The 21,531-nt window shown below is 36.4% G+C and carries 20 protein-coding genes, 3 riboswitches and 1 other annotated feature; of the genes, 4 read left to right on the forward strand and 16 right to left on the reverse strand.

The features are described from left to right. Positions 1–77: 77 nt before the first annotated feature. From BR72_RS18120 to gltP, 3 genes are all read right to left on the reverse strand, one after another. The gene (locus BR72_RS18120) at positions 78–1,388 is read right to left on the reverse strand and encodes a Na+/H+ antiporter NhaC family protein (RefSeq protein ID WP_035435233.1); all 1,311 of its coding nucleotides are present in this window, start codon (positions 1,386–1,388) and stop codon (positions 78–80) included. Positions 1,389–1,485: 97 nt separating this feature from the next. Further along, positions 1,486–1,591: riboswitch (SAM riboswitch) on the reverse strand. Between the two features lie 335 nt (positions 1,592–1,926). Then, entirely contained in the window at positions 1,927–2,454 is a 528-nt protein-coding gene (locus BR72_RS18125) for a ribonuclease FAU-1 family protein (RefSeq protein WP_035435236.1), read from the reverse strand. Positions 2,455–2,616: 162 nt separating this feature from the next. After that, a complete protein-coding gene (gene gltP / locus BR72_RS18130; RefSeq protein WP_035435238.1) occupies positions 2,617–3,885 on the reverse strand; it encodes a glutamate/aspartate:proton symporter GltP in 1,269 nt (422 codons plus the stop codon). A gap of 433 nt (positions 3,886–4,318) precedes the next feature. Between gltP and BR72_RS18135 the strand changes: the two genes are divergently transcribed. Next, complete coding sequence (locus BR72_RS18135; protein ID WP_035435240.1) at positions 4,319–5,602, forward strand: murein hydrolase activator EnvC family protein; 1,284 nt, start codon at positions 4,319–4,321, stop codon at positions 5,600–5,602. Between the two features lie 221 nt (positions 5,603–5,823). Continuing rightward, entirely contained in the window at positions 5,824–5,994 is a 171-nt protein-coding gene (locus BR72_RS26795) for a hypothetical protein (protein ID WP_197059956.1), read from the forward strand. 33 nt (positions 5,995–6,027) lie between these two features. Here the strand turns inward: BR72_RS26795 and BR72_RS18140 are convergent, their stop codons facing one another. From BR72_RS18140 to BR72_RS18195, 13 genes are all read right to left on the reverse strand, one after another. Then, positions 6,028–7,371 (reverse strand): sodium-dependent transporter, encoded by a 1,344-nt coding sequence (locus tag BR72_RS18140; protein WP_035435242.1) that lies wholly within the window; start codon positions 7,369–7,371, stop codon positions 6,028–6,030. 112 nt (positions 7,372–7,483) lie between these two features. Continuing rightward, positions 7,484–7,722: a binding site (T-box leader), on the reverse strand. A 54-nt stretch (positions 7,723–7,776) separates the two neighbouring features. Then, entirely contained in the window at positions 7,777–8,241 is a 465-nt protein-coding gene (locus BR72_RS18145) for an NUDIX domain-containing protein (RefSeq protein ID WP_035435244.1), read from the reverse strand. A 160-nt stretch (positions 8,242–8,401) separates the two neighbouring features. Further along, positions 8,402–9,043 (reverse strand): NAD(P)-binding protein, encoded by a 642-nt coding sequence (locus BR72_RS18150; RefSeq protein WP_035435246.1) that lies wholly within the window; start codon positions 9,041–9,043, stop codon positions 8,402–8,404. Further along, positions 9,012–9,770 carry a sirohydrochlorin chelatase gene (locus BR72_RS18155; protein WP_035435249.1) on the reverse strand — a complete coding sequence of 253 codons (759 nt, stop codon included), beginning with the start codon at positions 9,768–9,770 and terminating at the stop codon, positions 9,012–9,014. The genes BR72_RS18150 and BR72_RS18155 overlap by 32 nt, the downstream gene beginning before the upstream one ends. 1 nt (position 9,771) lies before the next feature. Continuing rightward, positions 9,772–10,548: a uroporphyrinogen-III C-methyltransferase gene (gene cobA / locus BR72_RS18160; RefSeq protein WP_035435251.1), complete on the reverse strand. Its 777-nt coding sequence runs from the start codon at positions 10,546–10,548 to the stop codon at positions 9,772–9,774. 101 nt (positions 10,549–10,649) lie between these two features. Then, a complete protein-coding gene (locus BR72_RS18165) occupies positions 10,650–10,862 on the reverse strand; it encodes a DUF3906 family protein (protein WP_035435253.1) in 213 nt (70 codons plus the stop codon). 12 nt (positions 10,863–10,874) lie between these two features. Continuing rightward, positions 10,875–12,497, reverse strand: coding sequence for a nitrite/sulfite reductase (locus BR72_RS18170; protein WP_035435255.1), 1,623 nt, complete (start codon positions 12,495–12,497; stop codon positions 10,875–10,877). A 110-nt stretch (positions 12,498–12,607) separates the two neighbouring features. Next, the gene (cysC, locus tag BR72_RS18175) at positions 12,608–13,237 is read right to left on the reverse strand and encodes an adenylyl-sulfate kinase (RefSeq protein WP_035435256.1); all 630 of its coding nucleotides are present in this window, start codon (positions 13,235–13,237) and stop codon (positions 12,608–12,610) included. Between the two features lie 11 nt (positions 13,238–13,248). Next, entirely contained in the window at positions 13,249–14,385 is a 1,137-nt protein-coding gene (gene sat / locus BR72_RS18180; RefSeq protein WP_035435258.1) for a sulfate adenylyltransferase, read from the reverse strand. Between the two features lie 172 nt (positions 14,386–14,557). Then, a complete protein-coding gene (locus BR72_RS18185; RefSeq protein WP_035435259.1) occupies positions 14,558–15,268 on the reverse strand; it encodes a phosphoadenylyl-sulfate reductase in 711 nt (236 codons plus the stop codon). A 92-nt stretch (positions 15,269–15,360) separates the two neighbouring features. After that, positions 15,361–15,504, reverse strand: coding sequence for a YezD family protein (locus BR72_RS25845; protein WP_081904928.1), 144 nt, complete (start codon positions 15,502–15,504; stop codon positions 15,361–15,363). A gap of 68 nt (positions 15,505–15,572) precedes the next feature. Continuing rightward, positions 15,573–15,681: riboswitch (SAM riboswitch) on the reverse strand. A 160-nt stretch (positions 15,682–15,841) separates the two neighbouring features. Continuing rightward, entirely contained in the window at positions 15,842–17,158 is a 1,317-nt protein-coding gene (lysA, locus tag BR72_RS18190; RefSeq protein WP_035435262.1) for a diaminopimelate decarboxylase, read from the reverse strand. A gap of 363 nt (positions 17,159–17,521) precedes the next feature. Next, positions 17,522–17,704, reverse strand: a riboswitch (Lysine riboswitch). A gap of 90 nt (positions 17,705–17,794) precedes the next feature. Next, positions 17,795–18,190, reverse strand: a complete 396-nt coding sequence (locus BR72_RS18195; RefSeq protein ID WP_035435264.1) for a DUF3888 domain-containing protein — start codon at positions 18,188–18,190, stop codon at positions 17,795–17,797. Between the two features lie 193 nt (positions 18,191–18,383). Between BR72_RS18195 and BR72_RS18200 the strand changes: the two genes are divergently transcribed. Further along, on the forward strand, positions 18,384–20,270 hold the full coding sequence (locus BR72_RS18200; protein WP_035435266.1) for an LTA synthase family protein: 1,887 nt from the start codon (positions 18,384–18,386) through the stop codon (positions 20,268–20,270). Between the two features lie 393 nt (positions 20,271–20,663). Further along, on the forward strand, positions 20,664–21,368 hold the full coding sequence (gene pssA, locus BR72_RS18205; protein ID WP_035435268.1) for a CDP-diacylglycerol--serine O-phosphatidyltransferase: 705 nt from the start codon (positions 20,664–20,666) through the stop codon (positions 21,366–21,368). The last annotated feature ends 163 nt before the right edge of the window (positions 21,369–21,531 follow it).

Here is a 21,531-nt window from a genome sequence, read left to right on the forward strand (position 1 = left end):
CTTCTACGCATGGCTAGTCCCTCCCAGACCATTTAAGAAAGTGCTTTTCTTCCTTTTTTCATAGAGCGACTGAGTAGTTATGCTGTTTTTTGATATTCCTTTTTCTCAGGCGAAAGACGCGGGAAATTAATGACAATTGAGATAATTCCGCAAACAGCGACTAACATTGGATAAAATGAGTACGGTAATAATTCAATTGGTGAAAGGGAAGCAAATCCTGCCGCCGTTAACATTTGTGCACCGTACGGAATTAATCCTTGCACACTACAAGAGAATAAATCTAACAAGCTCGCCGATTTCTTCGGATCAATATGATATTGATCTGCCACATTCTTTGCTAATGGACCTGTGAAAATAATAGAAATTGTATTATTTGCTGTGCACATATTTGTCATACCTACAAGACCAGCAATTCCAAATTCTGCACCTTTTTTCGAACGAATATTGCGTGTTAGCACATTCATTAAATATTGAATACCGCCGTTATATTGAATGATTTCGACCATTCCACCGATTAAAATTGCTAATAATACAAGCTCCATCATTCCATTAATTCCTACTGTAACACTTTTAAAGAAGCTTGCGAGTGTAAAGCTTCCATCAATCATACCGATAATACCAGCTAACACCGTTCCTCCCGTTAATACAACTAATACGTTATATCCAAGCAGCGCCGTAATTAACACTCCTGCATACGGTAAAATTTTCACCCAATTAAACGCATGTGCTGTCATATTTGTATGAGTTCCTAACGTAAGAACAACTAACAGTATGCTCGTAACAATAGCAGCTGGTAATACAATTAAGAAATTTGTTTTAAATTTATCTTTCATTTCCGTTCCTTGTGTACGGACAGCTGCAATTGTCGTGTCTGAAATAAAAGATAAATTGTCGCCAAACATCGCACCGCCAACAACCGTTGCCATAGCAAGTGCCATAGAAATATCCGTTTGTCCACTAATCCCTACTGCAATTGGCGCCAATGCAGCAATCGTCCCCATTGACGTTCCCATTGCTAATGAAATAAAAGCACCGATAGCAAACAACCCAACAACTAAAAATCCTTGCGGCAGAACAGAAAGCGCTAAGTTTACAGTTGCTTCAACGCCGCCCATGCCTTTTGCCGTTTCAGAAAATGCACCTGCTAATACAAAAATTAATACCATAATCATGATATCTGGATTGCCAGCACCTTTAGCAAAACGTTCAACCTTTGTCGTAAAATTTTCTTTTCTATTCATTACTAATGCAGCGGCAACTGCAATTAAAATCGCAACCAGAATTGGTAACTTATAAAAATCCCCTGTAATTATACCAGAACCAATAAATAATGCTAAAAATATGCCAAGTGGTAATAATGCCCATGCATTTCCTTTTGTTTGTTCCAAAGTAATATCCTCTCCTATTTCTAAACCTATCCTTCACAAGAGCGAAAAAGACCTCTTCTGAAGAGAAGAGGTCTTATATATCATATAAGAAACACTCTTCTCATCTATCAAGCATATCGCTTGCTGGATTTGGCACAGCACTCGAATATGAGTCCGCTGCCGAGGCATCGTAGGGCCAGTCCCTCCGCCTCTCTTGATAAGAAGGTTTTATATTATTTTTTTGTTAATCAATCTTTTCTTACTTTACTCGCTGCATGAAAAAATGTCAAACATTATTTCTATCAAAATAGTTGGTATTTTTTTGATATTGCATAGATACAAAGTAATACAATGATATAACAACCTCTTTCTTTTTTGAGGAGACCAGAGCGTCTATCTCCATTTAGAAACGATTAGCCCTTTTCCTACCACAAACAAAATGGAAACATAGAAAGCAATTTGTCGTTTCATATAAGTCGCTCCTATGCATGGCCAGTTCCTCTCGCTCGCCTAAAAAAGAGAGTTTTTATATCGATTTTTTAATTTATACTTCTATATATTAAAGACGATCTTTTAGTTTTTGAATTTCTACTTCTAAAATGGAAAACCATAAAAAATCTTCTTCTTCAATTTTTTTCATAATCCACTCTGCCGTATTCCAAGCTAAATCATACTCCTCTTTTGAAATATCGTCTTCCGTATATGCTTCTTCTAGCTCATCTTCATCTAATACATATGTATCTCCGCCTGGCAACAAGACAACATCTAAATATAAATCATCAAAATAAGGTAATCCTCTTTCATCAATTTTATACGCTTTTGCAACATCAATATAATATTGGACAAGCTCTTTTTTCTCGTCTAACATAGCTGTAATCGCAAAATTTTTCCCATTTATAAAATACTGGACCCAAGTATAGCCATTATTCGCAATACAAATGCTCCGATTACTATACTCCTTATAACTCGGCTCTTTTACTTGCTTTATATGTAATATACCTAACATCCCATCCTGTACATCTTTAACCGAATAGGTCTTTTCAGTTAATCGTCTCCACGATGATCCATCTCCGTATTTCCGTTTCATCCTCACTTCTCCTTATTTTACATATTAGTTGCGGCTATACAGAACAAAAATGATCGCTTCTATGCACGGCCAGTTCCTCTCACCTCCACCAAAAAAGAGTTTTTTCATTTGTATTTCTATAAAAAAAAGCCTTCACGTACACCGTGAAGGCCCTTCTAATATTTAAGCTACTTGCTTCTCTGAAATCTCTTTCAAATAAGCTTGTCCTTTTTCTGCGTCATATTGTCCTTCCCATTTAGACATAACAACTGCAGCTAAAGAGTTACCTACTACGTTTACTGCAGTACGTGCCATATCTAAAATACGGTCAATACCAGCGATAAACGCTAAACCTTCAGATGGAATACCTACTGTATGAAGCGTTGCTAATAATACTACGAACGATACGCCCGGTACACCAGCAATCCCTTTTGAAGTAAGCATTAACACAAGAAGCAATGTAATTTGCTGTGTAATAGATAAATGAATACCATACATTTGCGCTAAGAAAATTGCTGCAATTGCTTGATATAATGTTGAACCATCCAAGTTAAATGAATAACCTGTTGGAATAACGAAAGATGTAATTGCTTTCGGACAACCGAAACGTTCCATCTTTTCCATAATCTTTGGTAGAACCGTCTCTGAGCTTGCTGTAGAATATGCTAAAATAAGCTCGTCTTTTAAAATCTTAAAAAATTGGAAAATATTAATTCCAAATATCTTTGCCGTAAGACCTAATACAACAACAACGAAGAAAATCATTGATCCATAAACAACAAAAACTAAATTAGCCAATGGAACTAATGACTTTACACCAAACGTAGAAACCGTTACGCCAATTAACGCAAACACACCAAACGGTGCAAACTTCATAACTTGGTTTGTTACATAGAACATTGCATCGGCTACACCTTGGAAGAAATTCAGAACTGGTTTTCCTCTTTCTCCAATTGCCGCTACCCCTAAACCAAATAATACAGAGAAGAAAATAATTGCAAGCATATCACCATCTGCTAACGACTTCATAATATTCGTTGGAACAATATTTACGAACGTGTCTGCAAATGAATGCTGTACTTTTTCTGTTGTAGCTGCAATCTTAGAAATATCTGTTTTTTGTAATGATGACATATCCACACCTTTTCCCGGCTGGAATATGTTTGCTACTAATAATCCAACAACAATCGCAATCGTTGTAATAATTTCAAAATAAATAATTGTTTTTCCGCCTAAACGTCCAAGCTTTTTCACATCGCCAACGCCGGCAACACCAACAACAATACTTGCTACTACAATTGGTACAACAATCATTTTAATTAAACGAATAAAAATGTCACCAATCGGTTTTAGATACTTTACAATCTCTGTATTCCCATAAAAAATCGCTCCTACGAGAATACCGAGAGCAAGACCAATTAAAATTTGCCACGCAAGTCCAATTCTTTTCATACTTGCTGCAACCCCCTTCTAAGATGTTCTTAATTTTCATATTCTATTTTTCTATAAAATACAAAAAAATAGAAGTATTAAATATTGTTCAACTATTCAATACTTTCCTCCCTTTTAAAATAATAAGGCAAAAATATTAATCTGACAACTAAATAAGTTTACCAGTATGCAAATATTTTTGTTGACAAGAATAAAAAGCATGTTAGGAAACCTAACATGAGAACGATTCCTTTTTTCTTATTCCTCATTATATATATCCGTTAATATATAAATGAATCGTTATAATAAAAACGAACAATTTAGGAGTGAAATTCTTCTAACTTTCGCCATTTAATAACAATTCCTTAAATATTTTTTTACATTATCATTACAACAATAGACATTTTTCTCTTTTTTATGATTATAATAGAATGTAGGGAAAGGAGATAGGCAGATGAACAAAAAAATCACAGCGTTTAGTTTATTGACAGCCGGCACTATTTTCGTTTCTCCCGTGCTTTCAACAGCGTATGCGGAGACGAGTCAAGATAAATTAACTAATATTCAATCACAACTAGACGGTAATCAACAAGAATTACATATGAAATTAGAGGAAAAACAAAAAATAGAAAAAGAGATTCAAGATTTGCAGAAAAAAATCGATGAATTAACTTCTTCTATTAATAAAAACGAGGCAGATTTAAAAGCAACAAAAACAGAAATTGACAAAACACAAGCGAGTATTACAGAGAAAAAAAAGCATATTGAAGAGTTGCAAAAACAAATCGATTCGCGCCAAGAATTAATTAAGCACAGATTACAATCTATGCAAGAAAAGCCACGCACAAATTTAATTACAGAAGTATTAATTAATACAAACAATTTCGCAGAACTACTAGAAAATGTGTATTCTGTTAGCTTAATTTTAAATAGTGATACAGAAATCGTAAAACAACAAACACAAGACCAGGATACCGTTAAAAAAGAAAAAGAAGCGGTCGAGAAAAAAGAACAGCAACTAAAAGAAGCTGAGAAAACTTTACAGAAACAGCAACAAGAACTTCAAGCAAATCAGCAGCAACAACAAACTTTAATTACTGATTTACACGCAAAAGCTTCAAAACTAGATTCTGAAATGGAGAGTTTAGAAGAAGCAAAAAGTATTTTAGAAAATCAACGTAAAGCTGTTCAAAATGCAATTGAAGAAGAAAAGCGGGCGGAAGACGAGAAAAAAGCTGCTGAAGCGAAAAAGGCTGAAGAGCAAAAACAATCCGCTTCTTCATCTCAAACTGCGTCTGCACCTGTATCTGTCCCTACACCTGCACCTCAAGGGGGAAGTACAGGCGGTTTCATTAAGCCAGCAGCTGGATCGAAAACTTCAGGATTTGGTGTACGTGAAATGGACAACCATAAAGGAATTGATATTGCCGCATCAGGAACAGTGCCAATTATTGCAGCAGCTGACGGTGTCGTAATTCGTTCTGATTTATCTTCTAGTTATGGAAATGTTGTATATTTATCACACCGTATAAACGGGAAAACTTATACAACTGTTTACGCTCATATGAGCAGTCGTTCCGTTTCTGCCGGACAAACTGTGAAACAAGGACAACAACTTGGATTCATGGGGAATACTGGACAGTCATTTGGACAACATTTACATTTCGAACTTCATATCGGTGAATGGAATCAAGCAAAATCAAATGCAGTTGATCCATCATCTTACATTGGACTGTAATAAAAAAACTCGGCAATTGCCGAGTTTTTTTATTTATGTAAAACAAGTGAGCACCATATTTCATATATACTTCTTACATATTATTTTGCAATCTTTAACTTAATTCCGAAAGAAGTCCCCATCTTCAAGCGCGTGACGGGCAAGAGAAGTGGTGGGTAGTTGACCACCTTCTAGGCATTACACATACAATAACATGAAAGTTTTTTCGAAGAGGTCTACACATGAAACAAGAATTACAAGCAGTTGCAGAATTACAAGAAGCCAAAGAGACATTTATAGACCGAATATTTTTAGTAGTTGGATCCGGTATCTTTTTATTGGACACACGCCTTTCTTGTTTTGTATACACAAAGTATACAAAACAAGAACATACGTTTCTATTCATATACTAAAAAAAAGCGGAGAATATTCTCCGCTTTTTTTAACTAAAGCACACCAATAACGTTTAAAAGGACAAGAAGAACCGTAATCGGAATAACGTAACGAAGCAAGAAGAACCATATGTTAAATAACGTTTTCCCTCTTGTTTCTGTCACTTCTAATTCTTGCATTAACAGCTCTTTCTTCATTTTATTTGGCACAAAGAGCGAAATGGCTAACACACCAAGCGGAAGTAATACGTTACTCACCGAAAAATCCACTAAATCAAAAAATGTCTTTCCGAATAATTTCACATCACTCATAACTCCAAATGATAATGCTGCTGGAATTCCAACTACGAAAATGAGTAATCCAATTAAGAGCGATGCTGATGGGCGCTTCTTTTCATCCTCTTTCGCTACAGAAGCAACAACAATTTCCAACATAGAAATTGCCGAGGTGATCGTTGCGAAGAAAAACAAAATTAAGAATAAAATAAAGAAAAAATGCCCGAAAGGAATTTCTCCAAATACAGCGGGAAGAACGATAAATAATAATCCAGGTCCTTCTGTCGGACTAACGCCTAACGCAAAAATTGCCGGAAAAATCGCTAGTCCTGCAAGTACAGTAATAAAGACTGTTAAACTTGTAATTGACGTTGCTGATTTTGCTAAATGTTCTTCTTTTTTTAAATAGGAACTATATGTGACCATAACCGAAGCTCCAACCGTAAGCGAAAAGAACGATTGCCCCATCGCATATAAAATTGTTTTCGCTGTTAACTTTGAGAAATCAGGTTTTAAGAAAAATTCGACACCTTTCCACGCCCCATCTAATGTAAGAGAACGAACAATAATGGCAAGAAACAAAACAAATAATAGCGGCATCATATATTTACTTGCTTTTTCAATTCCTTTTTCTACACCTTTACTTACGATAAAAATGGTACAAAGCATAAAAATAAATTGTGCTCCAATGGCACTGATTGGATTGGAGATGGTTTCACCAAATAACTTTGCATAATCAGCACCATTCCCCCATAATCCACCTGTTACACTATAAAACAAATAAAGTAAAATCCATCCTCCCACAACACTATAAAATGATAAAACGCTAAAACAAGTTACTACTCCCATGCGACCAATCCATGGATATAGTTTACTATTTGGCACTAATACTTTATAAGCTGTCACCGCTTCTTTTTGCGTACTGCGGCCAATCACAAATTCCGCCACTAAAAGCGGCATACCAATAAATATTGTCATGAGTAAAAAGACAAGGAAAAAGGCTCCTCCTCCACTATTCCCGGCAACATACGGGAATTTCCAAATCGCTCCAAGTCCTACTGCTGCCCCGGCTGCTGCGAGTACAAAACCAATTTTCGACGTCCATTGCTGTGATTCTTTCATTTTTATTTCTCCTTATATTTTTGTTTTTATTGTTCTTAATCGTATAATTTCATTTCATACTCGCCCACCTCCTTTAGAAAATAAAAAAAGTCCTCTACATGCTATTATGCATGTAGAGGACGATATTATAATACCGTGGTACCACCTCAATTGGATAAGTTATCCCACTTTTCAGGTACAGGAATATATCCGATACCTTATCCTTTTAACGGCGGAACCCGGGTTGCCTACTATTCGTTCAGCATACCTCTCGCAAGCCCATTCTGTATATTTTATCGTACCGGGCTCACACCTTTTCCCAGCTCTCTGAACGTCTCAAATATACATACTCTTCTTGCTCATCGATTTCATGTATTGAAGTTAATTGTGATTATAGAGGAGATTATTTCATTTGTAAAGAATAAATTAATTGACGTCTCCTAAGTATACTTCAGTTTTTTCATGGTGAATAAAATGTTTTTGTAGTTGCACACATAATGTTTTTGGGTATAAGCGATACTGTGTAATGTTATGTAAAGGCAGCCACTCTATCCCAACTTGATTGGTATCTAACTGCGTCGCTCGCTTCATATCCGGTTCACTTAGAAGTGTACAGGAAAACATATATTCAATTTGATGAAGATCAAAATCAAACTCTGCTTGTTCATGATTTTTACCTATATATTCTCTAATAAACAGTAACTCATTCGGCTGAACTTCAGCACCGATTTCTTCCAAACACTCACGTTTCACCGTCTCTGTAAAAGTTTCCCCCGGCTCTTGACCTCCGCCAACTAACAAATAATATTCCCCGTCTTGATCATGCTTTTTAATTACTAAAAAATGATCATCTCGTACAATTAATGCTTTTACTGAATTTCTAATTTTCATAGCTCTTTCCCCTTTTTTAGTGACGTATTCTTTATTCTATTAAAAAGAGGAACATATCACAATCTATTACAATACGAGCTTTCTCCTTTTGTTTTAAACCTTGCATGTGGCAAAAATAGGCCCTGACCGCTTCTATGCATGGCCAGATGCTCTCGCCCACCTAAAAAGAAAGAAGGTTTTTAGGTTGATCTTTCAATTTGTATTTATCTAAAGAATACAAAAATTCTTCCTGTTCTTCTATATTGTGTATATAGCTAGACTTAAGTACTTCCTGTAATACAACATTTTGTTTCTTCTTATCTAGTTGTAACTGCTTCACTTTCATACGTACTTCATATAAAAAATCTAGATATTCCTTATAGCTATCATCATATTTCCCGGCAATTTTATCACGAATTTTTTTCGCAAGTTTTGGACTTGCTCCTCCAGTAGAAACAGCAATATTCAATTTCCCCCGATGAATGGCTGCTGGAAAATGAACATTACCACTTTCCGGATTTGTAATTACATTTACTAATTGATTTGGCGCTACATCGTCTGCAATTCTCTCATTTAACAACGAATCGTCCGTTGCCGCAACAACTAAAAAAGCCCCGATAAGATCGCTTGTTTCATATTCTTTTTGAAACCACCGAATTTTTTGTTCTTCTACAAGTGGAATTAAACTTTTATCTAATTTTCTACTAATGACAATAATATCAGCTTCCTCTTGCAATAAAGGAGCGATTTTAAATGCTGCGACTCGTCCACCGCCAATGAAAACAACACGTTTATTCTTTATTCGCACCGTTAATGGATACATATATATTCTCCCTTATCATTTCTTCTGTACGTTTAATGAGTACATCTTGAAACGCCTGATTTTTGCTTACATACGGACATAATACAATATGAGAATGGCTATATTTTCGAACCGTTTTTTCAATTCTCTTCATTAATAATCCTGTAAATAACAGATACGGAACAATCACAATTGGAGCATTTATTGTTTGAACAAGTTCACGCAGCTTCTCTTCAAATTGCGGCTTAGCTGCTGCTAAATAACAGACTTCAGTCTTCGCTACTTCATCTGCCTCTTCCAACAATAACGCAATGTCCTTAACATCTCTTAACGTTTCCTCATCACTACTCCCTCTTGCTACAAGTAAAAGAGTAACTCGTTTATCAATGGTTTTTATTCCGCTTCCATTTAAAAGTGCAGTAACAAGTTCACGAGAAACTCCAAATGGATTTCCATACGAAAAAGACACATTAGGATATTGATTTTGTAACCGTCCTAACTCCTCTGGAATATCTTTTTTCACATGAACTGCAGCTAATAAAAAGACAGGAACAATCACAATTTGCGTTGCTCCTTTCTGTACACAAGCTGTAACTCCCTCTGCAATAGAAGGAGATGCTAATTCTAAAAAACATAATTCCTGAATAGAAGCTGATATATGTTCCATGCACGATGTAACAAAAGCAGCCGCTTCTTTACACGCTTCCTGTAAACGGCTGCCATGACAAATATATAGTACTGCTTTCATGTTAAAGTACTCCGCTAAGTGGATATGATTGTTCCATCGTTTGTTCAAACCATTGAATTTTCTCTCGATAGCGTACAACCTCTCCGATTACAATCATACTCGGATTTTGAATTCGCTCCTCTTTCGCTATAGATACGATACTTCCTAGTGTCCCTGTAATTGTACGCTGAGATAATGTTGTTCCCCACTCAATCATCGCTACTGGCGTGTTTTCATTTTTCCCATATTTCAAAAGCTGTTCACATATATAAGGAAGATTACTTAACCCCATATAAACAGCAAGTGTATCGACGCCTTTCGCTAAGTTTTCCCATTTCACTTCTTCTTTTGCTCCTTCTTTCCGGTGCCCGGTTACAACTGCAAAACTTGTGCTAGCCTCGCGGTGTGTGACAGGAATTCCTGCATATGCAGAAGCTGCAATTCCTGCTGTAATCCCTGGAATAATTTCAAACGGAATACCATGCTTCACCAATACCTCTGCTTCTTCGCCGCCTCTCCCAAATACGAACGGATCTCCGCCTTTTAAACGCGTCACAATCTTTCCTTTCTTTGCATACTTCACTAAAAAAGCATGAATCGTTTCTTGCTTCATCGTATGGTAGTTCGGGAGTTTCCCGCAGTAAATTAAATCCGCTTCTGGCTTTGCATAAGAAAGCAGTTCTTTATTCACAAGACGATCATATAAAATAACATCTGCTTGCTTAATACATTTTACACCTTTCACAGAAATTAACTCCGGGTCCCCTGGCCCTGCCCCAACAATGTACACTTTCCCCATATTTCCCCCTCATTTCTTCTATAAAGTAAAACTTCCATCAGCAGAACATTTTCTACTAATGGAAGTTGACAATGTTCCGTCCTATTCCCCACTTCCATTGATTAAATCGTTTCCTGTTCATGTAAAACAAAAGCTGCGCCTTTCCGAATTTTCTTTTTCTCATATAAAGAAATTTCTTTCACTTCCGGCAAAGGTAAAAAATATTTTTCAAGTTCCACTTCGACGAGACGAAATGCTTGCTCTTCACTTTGCGCAACAACGACTACTGGAACAACACCATTTGCTAGAACAGCTTCAAAACGATATAAATCCATATTGTTCCCCTCCTACGATGCAATCACTTCTTCTAAAATTGTATCTAATACTCCTTGTAGATTCGTTATTCCAACACGACCAACAAATTCATAAAACGTTTCACTAGGGAGCTTATTTTCCTTAAAATAGGTTAAAAATGCAGCAAGAACATTTGGCAAGTCTTCACCATCTATTTTCCCTTTTAACTTTTCATTGTAAGCACCGCCGTCAAGCAGGGTCCCGCCTACATAAATCTCAAACGCTTCAACCATTCCTTTTTCTTTCGTTTTCATTTTGATACCTTGCAAACCGATATCGGCAATTTGTCTTTGTCCGCAAGAGTTTGGACAACCGACCATATGAATACGAACGGGTACATCTAATACAAGCTGTGTATCTAAATAATCTGCGATATTACGTAATCTTTCTTTCGTCTCCACTAATGCCAAATTGCAATATTCAATTCCTGTACAAGAAACTGCATAGCCGATAAATGACTTTGGCTTTGCGGAAATCGCTTCAAATAATGGTTCTTGTAATAACACATCAACACTCTCTCTTAATACGTTCGGTATAATAATATTTTGCGAGTTACATGTCCGAATCTCACCATTCCCATATTGCTTTGCGATTCTAGCAATCTCATACATTTCTTCTGCATGTAGACGACCAACTGGTACATTAAAACCAATATAGTATCGATTATCTTGTTTCTGTTTATGAACACCGTAAAAGTAACCAGCATTCCATCCCTTTAGAGCACTTTCTCCTCTCTCATATAAGGGTCCTGTATATTGTAATAACTGCTCTTTAAACTTTTCTGCTCCCCAATCTGCAACAAGAAATTTTAGGCGTGCAAGGTGGCGCTTTTCACGATAACCAAAATCACGAAAAATCGTCGCAATCGCAATTGCTACACCTTTTACTTGCTCTGGTAAAACAAATACATCTAATTCTTCCGCCAAATATGGGCGCGCTGATAAACCTCCTCCTACTTTCACATGAAACCCAATGACCTTTTCCCCGTTAATTTCTTTCGTTGCAGGTATAAATGCTATGCAGTTAATCTCAGCACTTGCTGAATTATACAAATTGGAGCTAATTGACATTTTGAATTTGCGAGGTAAATTTGAAAATTCTTCATTGTGCTGAAAGTATTCGTATACCTCCCGCACAATTACTTGTGTATCAAACAATTCATTTTCATCAATTCCAGCAAGTGGATTCCCTGTAATATTACGTGTAATATCACCGCATGCACCAGCTGTTGATAAACCTACTTTTTCTAATAGCTTAAAAATGTCTGGAATTTGCTCAATTTGTAGCCAATGAAACTGAATTGCTTGACGCGTTGTAATATCAAGTACATCGCGGCCGTAATCTTTTGCAATTGAAGCAAGAGCTTCAATTTGTTCATTCGTTATAATTCCAGACGGGATATTCACACGCATCATAAAATATCCAGCCTCTTTTGGGCGCTGCAAATATAATCCTGCCCACTTAAAAGAATCCCATTCTTCTTTCGGAATAGACGCAAATCCATGTTCAGCATAATGTGGTATATTTTTAAAAATCTCTAAACCGTCTTTTTCTAATTTCTTTTTCTCTGTTGCATTTAATTTTTCATTGTTTGCCCACACTTTTTCATAACTCATCTTGTTTCCTCCCTAAATAAAGTGAAACTTTAATCAGTGGGGATTTTCTTCCTCCCCCAGAATGTTAGGGGGAAGAAGCGAAGCCACTGGAACTAGCCAACGATTCTCTCTTAATCTTGAGGCGGGGTCTTACTGCCCACAAATTGCGGGATAAAGCTTCGTTTTTGCAAGTAAGCAATAATTTGCTGTGCACATTCTTCAATAGAATAGCGATGTGTTTCTACGATGATGCCAGCTTGGATCGGCTCTTCATATGGAGAATCAATTCCCGTAAACTGCTTAATCTCTCCGCTTCTTGCCCTTTTATACAACCCTTTTGGATCACGCTTTTCACATTCTTCAATCGGACACTTTACAAACACTTCAACAAACTCATCTTGTTCTAATATGTCACGCACTTGCTTACGATCTTCTCGAAATGGTGAAATAAATGCTGTTATTACAATGCTTCCATTATCAACAAATAGTTTCGCCACTTCGCCGATGCGCCGAATATTTTCTGTGCGGTCCTCTTCGGAAAATCCTAAATCTTTATTTAAACCGTGACGAATATTATCTCCGTCTAATACATAATTACCGATATTTCCCTCAAATAATTTGCGAGCTACTGCATTGGCTACTGTAGACTTCCCAGAAGCTGATAGGCCTGTGAACCACAGAACAAAACTATGATTCTTATTCTGTTTTCGGCGTTCTTCTTTTGAAACAGATGCTGCATGCCAAGTAATATTTGTTCCCATTTTTTCTCTCCTTACTTTGTCACAACTTCTTTTTGTAAACCACGAATTAAAACTTCTACTACTTCTTTACGACTAAACGTACTTGGCGGCAGTTCTCCATTTCGTAACAGCTCTCTTACCTTTGTGCCTGATAAAATGACATGATCTTCCTTTCCATGCGGACATGTTTTTGTCGATGCCATTCCCTCACATTTTGCACAATAGAAACTATGCTCAAAAAAGAGAGGGGTAATCCCTAACTCTTCTATTGTAAAATTGCTAAAAATCTCCTGCGCTTCATACGTGCCGTAATAATTTCCAACACCAGCGTGGTCACGACCAACAATAAAGTGCGTACATCCAAAGTTTTTTCTGACAAGTGCATGGAAAATCGCTTCACGAGGACCCGCATATCGCATTGCTGCCGGAAATACTGATAGAAAGACACGATTTTTTGGATAGTAGTGTTCAAGAAGTACTTCATAACTTTCCATGCGAACATCAGCTGGAATATCATCTGACTTCGTTTCACCAACGAGCGGATTTAAAAACAAACCGTCAACGATTTCAAGAGCTGCTTTTTGAATATATTCATGCGCACGGTGTACTGGATTTCTCGTTTGAAAGCCAACGATTGTTTTCCAGCCGCGCCGCTGAAACTCCGCTCGCGTTTCACTAGGCTCTAAATAATATGCAGAAAATTTCTCTTTTTCAATTCGTTTCACAAGTGTAATAGTTCCTCCTACATATACATTAGGACGATCATATAATTTCTTCACACCCGGATGTTCGTCTTCTACCGTTTTATAGACAAGGAATGCTTCTTTTTCTTTATTTGGCGTGTAAATCTCTTCAACTTGAATCACACCATAAGTCACTCCTTCTTTTACAAGCCTAACTTCTTCTCCTACTTGCAATTCTTTCGCTTTTTCTTCTGTTATAGGCAATGTAATGGGAATGCTCCATACTTCTCCATCTGTTAATCTCATTTCCGCTACTACAGACTCATAATCACTTTCCCCTAAAAAACCAGTAAGCGGGCTATATCCACCGATAGCGATCAGTTCTAAATCACTTAACGCCACCCCATCTAACTCAATTTCCTTTACGATATGTGCGGTTTCATACGTTGTATCAATTCGATTCACTATTGCTTTTGTATCACTCATTCTCGTCTCCTCCTTTTTTATCCCGCATTAACGGGCAGTAATACTCCCGCCTCAAAATTCAGCAAAAGCAAAGAAGTTAGGCGGGAGATAAACTGCCCGTAAAAGCCCGATTGGTTCAACTAATAATCAGTGGGGGATGAAGAAAACCCCCACTGATTAAAGTTTCACTTTATCAGCTTTTATCGATATGAAGACCGCATTCCGTTTTTGTCATGCCAGCCCACCGTCCATCTCTTAAATCACTGCCTTCTTGTACTCGTACTGTGCACGTTTCACATCCGATGCTCGGATATCCAATATCATGAAGTGGATTGTATGGCAAATTATGCTTGTATACATAACGCCAAACCTCTTTCCAAGTCCAATGAATAAGCGGACAAATTTTAACAAATTGAAATCGATGATCTTGATTAATAAACTGCGTATTTTTTCTCGTTTCAGACTGCTCTCTTCTTAAACCTGATATCCATGCTTTCCTACCTGTTAGTCCTTCTTCTAACGGCTTAATTTTTCTTAATTGACAACAAAGGTTTGGATTATGTTCCCATAATTTATCACCATGCTCTTTAGCTTGTTCTCCAAGTGTAAGGTTCGGTTGCTTTTCAATAATATTCAACTGAGGAAATCGTTCTCGTACTTTTTTAATTAAGTCATACGTTTCTTGAAAATGAACATTTGTATCTAAAAATACAACATTTGCAGATGGATTTACTTGGTTAATAATATGCAATAAGACCATTCCTTCTACCCCAAAACTGCATGCATACACAATATCCTGCCTATAATGTTCATAGGCCCAGCGCACCGTCGCTAAAGCACCTTTCGTTTCATCATCCTCTGGAAATGAAACAAAATTATCTTGCCAATTTTCATACGTTAACATCGTTCTCCTCCTACATATAAATCATATAAAAAGGCGGCTTTAATCTATTTTTAATAGATTAAAGCCGCCTCTAGTTTTTCTAGTCAGCATGCTTATTTCAAACGTACTTTTTCACTTTTTTCAAGTTGAATCACTTTACCATCTTGCACAACAATTGTAATTGAACCATATTTCATATCAGCAAGCATCGCTTGAATCTTACTTGCTACTTCCTCAAATTGTTCGCGTCTCCCCATGAACAGCCCCCCTTTTTTCATAAAAAAAATCTTTCCCATTTCGAAAAGACTGTTCCGGTAACGTATCTACCTTATCTTCCAAAATGGATTCCATTTTGCTGGAAGTAGCACCTTACTTTTATAAAGTAGGTTGCCGGGCTTCTTCGGGCCAGTTCCCTCCGCCGCTCTTGATAAGAATTTAATTATATCTTCACTTTAACACAATTCTGAATTTTTTCAATCCTAGTTTTCCGATAAAATTTATTTTTTTAAGAAGAAGGAGTTATTCACCTAAAAAACTCCTTCTTGGGCTAACCATCAGTAGCGGGATGAAGTCGTCATTGATAGAAGTTTCATTTTATACAAATTCCTTTATACGTATGCGATCGTTCCCGATAATATTCTCATACGATTCTCTCTCAACAACAACATGAGATTTTCCACTTTTCACAAACACAACTGCTGGTCGACGAATACGATTATAATTATTCGCCATGGAATAACCATATGCCCCTGTACAAGAAATAGCCAAGAGATCACAAGAAACAACTTTTGGGAGCGCGACATCCCAAATGAGCATATCGCCGCTTTCACAACACTTCCCTGCAATGGAAACCACTTCTTCGGCAGATTCATTTGCTCGGTTTGCTAGCAATGCTTCATAACGAGCTCCGTAAAGTGCTGGTCGAAGGTTATCTGTCATACCCCCATCAACCGATACGTACTTGCGAATGCCTGGAATATCTTTAGTTGCACCCACTGTGTACAAAGTTGTTCCTGCATCACCAACAATACTACGACCTGGTTCTACCCAAATTTCTGGCAGTGGGTATCCATAAGCTGTAAACTGCTCGCGTACTGCATCTGTTACAGCTTGCACATAATCACCAAGAGCAAGCGGGGTATCTCCTTCCGTATAACGAATTCCAAAGCCACCGCCTACATTTAATACGGGAGCTACGTAATCCGTTTCTTTTCTCACTAATTCTAAAAATTTGTGAAGCACTTCAATTGCACGAACAAATCCTGCTGTTTCAAAAATTTGCGATCCAATATGAGAATGAATTCCTAACACATGGTAATTTGATTTTTCTAATGCACTTTTCATTGCTTGTAATGCATGCCCCGTTGAAATACCAAAACCAAACTTGGAATCATCTTGACCTGTTGTAATATATTCATGTGTATGCGCTTCTACTCCTGGAGTCACACGAAGTAGAACACTGACAACTTTTCCGTATTCTTTTGCCAAATCATGCAATATTTCTAGTTCCAAAAAATTATCTACAACGAAACACCCAATGTTAGCTTCTAGCGCCATTCTTATCTCTTCTTCTGTTTTATTATTGCCATGGAAATGGATACGTTCAGCCGGAAATCCTGCTTGCAGCGCCGTATATAACTCTCCGCTAGACACAACATCAAGCGACATATTTTCTTCTGCAGCTAGTCGGCACATTTCCATGCACAAGAACGCTTTGCTTGCATATGCTACTTGATAAGAGAACCCACTCTCTCTAAAAGCACGATGAAATGCACGACATTTCTCACGAATTGCTGCTTCATCATATACATAAAGAGGTGTTCCATATGTCGCTGTAAGTTCAGTAGCATCGCATCCCCCAATTTCTAAATGTCCTTGCTCATTAATGCGGCTTGTGCCGTGTAAATACATGTGAATTCCTCCCTTTTTTTCTCAAAACCATATATATATCCATTTTAATTTTTTGACAGATAAGTCACTGTTATGCAGCATACAACATGATCGCTACTTGCTTCCTCCTTTTGTTTTAAACACTGCATGTGGTAAGAAAAGGTTCTGATCGTTTCTATACGCGGCCAGATGCTCTTGACATCCATTAAAAAGAAAGGAGGTTTCTAACTTGTATATATGACGTCCCTTATTTGTTCATATTATTCCAAATAAGGTAAACAAAAAACGCGCGGAACAATGTTCACACGCGTTTCTTATTGGAAGAATATATGATGAAAAAATAAACTTGTTGTTATTTTCTCAAATAAGAAACCGCATCAAACATCTCCAAATAGCTCTCCATAAGTCAAAAACTTATGACAGTACTACATTTATTCAATGCAGTCCCAATATATGAATAAAGTGGCTATTCATATATTTCGGCGATAATCCCTTTCAGACTATAATCATGAATCCCACTATATTTCCTATAGCTTACTCTTGATTATCGCGGCCTCTACCTTTGAGTGTAGATGAGGTAAGTCTATTTAATTTTCAAGCATCTTTTTATTGCTATTAACAATAGCAAATGACTGATTTATTTGTCAAATACTTTTTTCATACTGGTTTACGACAATTTATTTTTGTATTATCTGGTAAGCGCTTCACATCTATATTCTTCACGGACCATTCCCCCTCATCATTTTCAAACGTGATTGTTACTTTTTCAAATGGCGGAAGTTTTTTCCCTCCTACTCCTGGCTCATATTTAATGATTTCAATAGAAGCACGGAACAAATATGTACCGCTGTACATTTTTTTCATACTAATGATTTTCGGGCACTCATATGGCTTTTGCTTCCCATAATACTTTTGAATCGCTTCATTTATTCTCGGAAACAGCACCGAATAAAGGGCATCTTCTAATAATAATGGTTCATGTTCAGCCAAAAAAGGAGCTGGGTTTCCAAGTAAAATGAAGCAACTCAATATAAAACAACTTATTTTCCTCATAGTACTCCTCCACATTTCCAAAGATGACATTATTTTATCCATCTTCCCTTTTTCTACCCAATTATGAGAAAAGCATCCACAAATTCACTATGTTTTTATATAATAGTACACATAGTAAAAAAATATAGAGAGATGTAACCGGTTATATACATAAAAAAAGACGGTTACTTATAGGTAGTAGGAGGAACCAAATATGATGCAACGCTTGTTTCCAAAAGTACGATTCGCTCTCTTAGCAGTCGTTCTATTATGGATCAAAACATTTATTGTATACAAATTAGCTTTTGATATGAAGATTAATAACGCTTTCGAACAAATCATGTTGTTCTTTAATCCGTTAGCTTCATTATTATTATTTTTCGGTTTCGCTTTATTAGCAGCAAAACATCGAAATCGTATCATTATTAGCATTAGTATAGTGTTATCTTTTATTTTATTTGGCAACGCGATGTTTTACGGATTTTACAATGATTTTGTAACATTCCCAGTATTATTTCAAACGAATAACATGGCTGATTTAGGAACAAGTATAAAAGAATTATTTACATATAAAACACTCCTTTTATTTGCAGATACCATTATTTTAGTCATATTATCACGGAAATTCCCTAATTTTTGTGACAAAGCTTCTCTATCGCGAAAAGAAAAACAAACATTTTTTAGCGGTGTAACAGCAATATTAGCCTTGCAAATGGTTATCTCAGTTATTTATAAACCACAACTCTTTTCGCATTCATTTGATCGCCAAACAGTTGTGAAAAATCTTGGTTTATATACATATCATATTTATGATATTGCGCTGCAATCGAAATCATCTGCTCAGCGTGCCTTTGCAAGTGGAGATGCTTTTTCTGAAATTGATAACTATGTGAAAACAAAAGATAGACAAGCAAATAAAGATTTGTTCGGCGTGGCAAAAGGAAAGAATGTCATTTTAATTTCAATGGAATCTACACAAAATTTTGTTATCAATCAAAAAATAGATGGAAAAGAAATTACACCATTTTTAAATAACTTTATTAAAGAAAGCTATTACTTCAATAACTTTTATCATCAAACCGGACAAGGAAAAACATCAGACGCCGAATTTATTATTGAAAACTCTTTATATCCGCTTGATCGCGGCTCTGCTTTCTTTACACATGCGAATAATGAATATACAGCTACACCAGAACAACTAAAAAAACACGGATATTACTCCGCTGTATTTCATTCAAATGATAAATCATTTTGGAACCGTGATTTGATGTATCCTACACTTGGATATGATCGCTATTTCAATTTGCAAGACTATACAAATGCAGAACAAATGTCTGTTGGTTGGGGATTAAAAGATAAAGAATTTTTCGAGCAATCTATTCCGAAATTAAAATCTTTACCACAACCGTTCTATACGAAATTCATTACATTAACAAATCATTTTCCATTTTTGCTGCAACCAGAAGATCAATTCATTGGTGAATACAATTCAGAAAGCGGCGTTGTAAATCGTTATTTTCCAACTGTACGTTATACAGATGAAGCATTAAAACATTTTGTTGAACAATTAAAAGAAGAAGGGTTATACGATAATTCTATTATCATTATTTACGGAGATCATTATGGTATTTCTGAAAATCATAATGCAGCTATGGCCCAATTTTTAGGAAAAGAAGCACTTACTCCTTTTGATACGATGCAGCTACAACGAGTGCCACTCATCATTCACATACCTGGTCAAAAAGGACAAGTCATTTCAAAAGTTTCTGGGCAAATTGATGTGAAACCAACACTTCTACATTTACTCGGTATAAAAACAAACAATTCTATTGAATTTGGAACAGATTTATTTGATTCAAATAATGATCCTCTTATGATTATGCGTGACGGAAGCTTCGTCACAAATGATTATCTGTATACAAAAAATGTCTGCTATAACAAAAAAACTGGTGAACCGACTGATATTTCTATTTGTCAACCGTATATCGAAAAGGCAAAAACAGAGTTGAATTACTCTGATAAGCTCATTTACGGTGATTTGTTACGATTTGATCCACATAATCAATATAAAACTGGTACGATGACAACGAAATTTGAATAAGGAAATAACCTTCGAACGATAACGATTCGAGGGTTATTTTAATTTAGATATATATCTAAATTAAAATACAAACATAAAACCCTTTTCTTTTTAGGAGGGACGAAAGCATCTGGCCATACATTGAAGCGGTCAGGGTCTTTTTCTGCCACGTGCGGGGTTTAAAACAGAGGGAGCAGGCGAGTAGCGGGGCTTATTTTTTCTACATAGCAGCGACTTGTATATTTTAAAAATAATATATATAATAGTTTTGAATTAAACAAAGAAAAAATACGCTAAAATCTTTCTCAAAACGAAGAATTTTTTCGACGATTATAGGAAATTTATGTTATGATAAAAAAGATAAACTTTCATAAACTATTCAAGAATCTATAATAGAAAGCAAGGGATCAGATTTTGTACAGAGCAGCCATTCCAAACTTATTTACGCTCGGAAATTTATATAGTGGATTTCTATCCATCGGCTACGCCTCATTAGGATACTACAAATCAGCGGCAATTTTAGTTTTGATCGGAATGATGCTAGATAGCCTTGATGGAAGAATCGCACGCTTACTTCGCGTCGATTCACAGCTCGGAAAAGAACTTGATTCATTAGCAGATGTCGTTACATTTGGTGCTGCACCCGCTGTATTGATGTATTACACATCTTTCTCTAATTACGGTATTATCGGATTATACATAGCAGGACTTTTCCCTCTATTTGGAGCATACAGATTAGCTCGCTTCAATGTTACACCATCATCAACATCAATGAAATATTTTACTGGTGTACCAATTACAGCTGCAGGTGGTCTTGTTGCCTTCCTTACTTTATTTTCACATACGATTCCAAAAATCGTACTTATTACAGTATTCGTAACATTCGCTTTTCTTATGGTTAGTCGCATTCGTATTCCAAGTATGAAAGATGTACCGATTCCAAAATATAGTATTATCGTTACACTCTTTTTAGTTGGAATCATTTATACGATGTATAAAACGAGTGTCGGCAATATTTCAGTGTTTTTATTCATTGCTATTCCACTTTATATTTTGTATATGCTATCTCAATTTCTTAGACAGCGACCATCACAAAAAAAACGAGCAAACAAAGAATAAAATAGCGAAGCCTTCCTTGATAGGAAGGTTCTTTTTTATCCCGCATTAACGGGCAGTAATACTCCCGCCTCAAAACTCAGCAAAAGCAAAGAAGTTAGGTGGGAGATAAACTGCCCGTAAAAGCCCGATTGGTGAGGGCTGATAATCAGTGGGTGAGAAAGAA

This window comes from Bacillus sp. UNC322MFChir4.1 (assembly GCF_000746135.1).
Classification (GTDB): Bacteria; Bacillota; Bacilli; order Bacillales; family Bacillaceae_G; genus Bacillus_A.

Excerpts from the sequence above, each read along its gene's own strand:
- BR72_RS18155 (WP_035435249.1), bottom strand. The coding sequence starts at position 9,770 with ATGAAAGCAGTACTATATATTTGTCATGGCAGCCGTTTACAGGAAGCG.
- lysA (WP_035435262.1), bottom strand. The coding sequence starts at position 17,158 with ATGTATTTACACGGCACAAGCCGCATTAATGAGCAAGGACATTTAGAA.
- BR72_RS18195 (WP_035435264.1), bottom strand. The coding sequence starts at position 18,190 with ATGAGGAAAATAAGTTGTTTTATATTGAGTTGCTTCATTTTACTTGGA.
- gltP (WP_035435238.1), bottom strand. The coding sequence starts at position 3,885 with ATGAAAAGAATTGGACTTGCGTGGCAAATTTTAATTGGTCTTGCTCTC.
- BR72_RS18125 (WP_035435236.1), bottom strand. The coding sequence starts at position 2,454 with ATGAAACGGAAATACGGAGATGGATCATCGTGGAGACGATTAACTGAA.
- cysC (WP_035435256.1), bottom strand. The coding sequence starts at position 13,237 with ATGGGAACAAATATTACTTGGCATGCAGCATCTGTTTCAAAAGAAGAA.
- BR72_RS26795 (WP_197059956.1), top strand. The coding sequence starts at position 5,824 with ATGAAACAAGAATTACAAGCAGTTGCAGAATTACAAGAAGCCAAAGAG.
- BR72_RS18185 (WP_035435259.1), bottom strand. The coding sequence starts at position 15,268 with ATGTTAACGTATGAAAATTGGCAAGATAATTTTGTTTCATTTCCAGAG.
- BR72_RS18145 (WP_035435244.1), bottom strand. The coding sequence starts at position 8,241 with ATGAAAATTAGAAATTCAGTAAAAGCATTAATTGTACGAGATGATCAT.
- BR72_RS18165 (WP_035435253.1), bottom strand. The coding sequence starts at position 10,862 with ATGGATTTATATCGTTTTGAAGCTGTTCTAGCAAATGGTGTTGTTCCA.
- BR72_RS18200 (WP_035435266.1), top strand. The coding sequence starts at position 18,384 with ATGATGCAACGCTTGTTTCCAAAAGTACGATTCGCTCTCTTAGCAGTC.
- cobA (WP_035435251.1), bottom strand. The coding sequence starts at position 10,548 with ATGGGGAAAGTGTACATTGTTGGGGCAGGGCCAGGGGACCCGGAGTTA.
- sat (WP_035435258.1), bottom strand. The coding sequence starts at position 14,385 with ATGAGTGATACAAAAGCAATAGTGAATCGAATTGATACAACGTATGAA.
- BR72_RS18170 (WP_035435255.1), bottom strand. The coding sequence starts at position 12,497 with ATGAGTTATGAAAAAGTGTGGGCAAACAATGAAAAATTAAATGCAACA.
- BR72_RS25845 (WP_081904928.1), bottom strand. The coding sequence starts at position 15,504 with ATGGGGAGACGCGAACAATTTGAGGAAGTAGCAAGTAAGATTCAAGCG.
- BR72_RS18135 (WP_035435240.1), top strand. The coding sequence starts at position 4,319 with ATGAACAAAAAAATCACAGCGTTTAGTTTATTGACAGCCGGCACTATT.
- BR72_RS18140 (WP_035435242.1), bottom strand. The coding sequence starts at position 7,371 with ATGAAAGAATCACAGCAATGGACGTCGAAAATTGGTTTTGTACTCGCA.
- BR72_RS18150 (WP_035435246.1), bottom strand. The coding sequence starts at position 9,043 with ATGTATCCATTAACGGTGCGAATAAAGAATAAACGTGTTGTTTTCATT.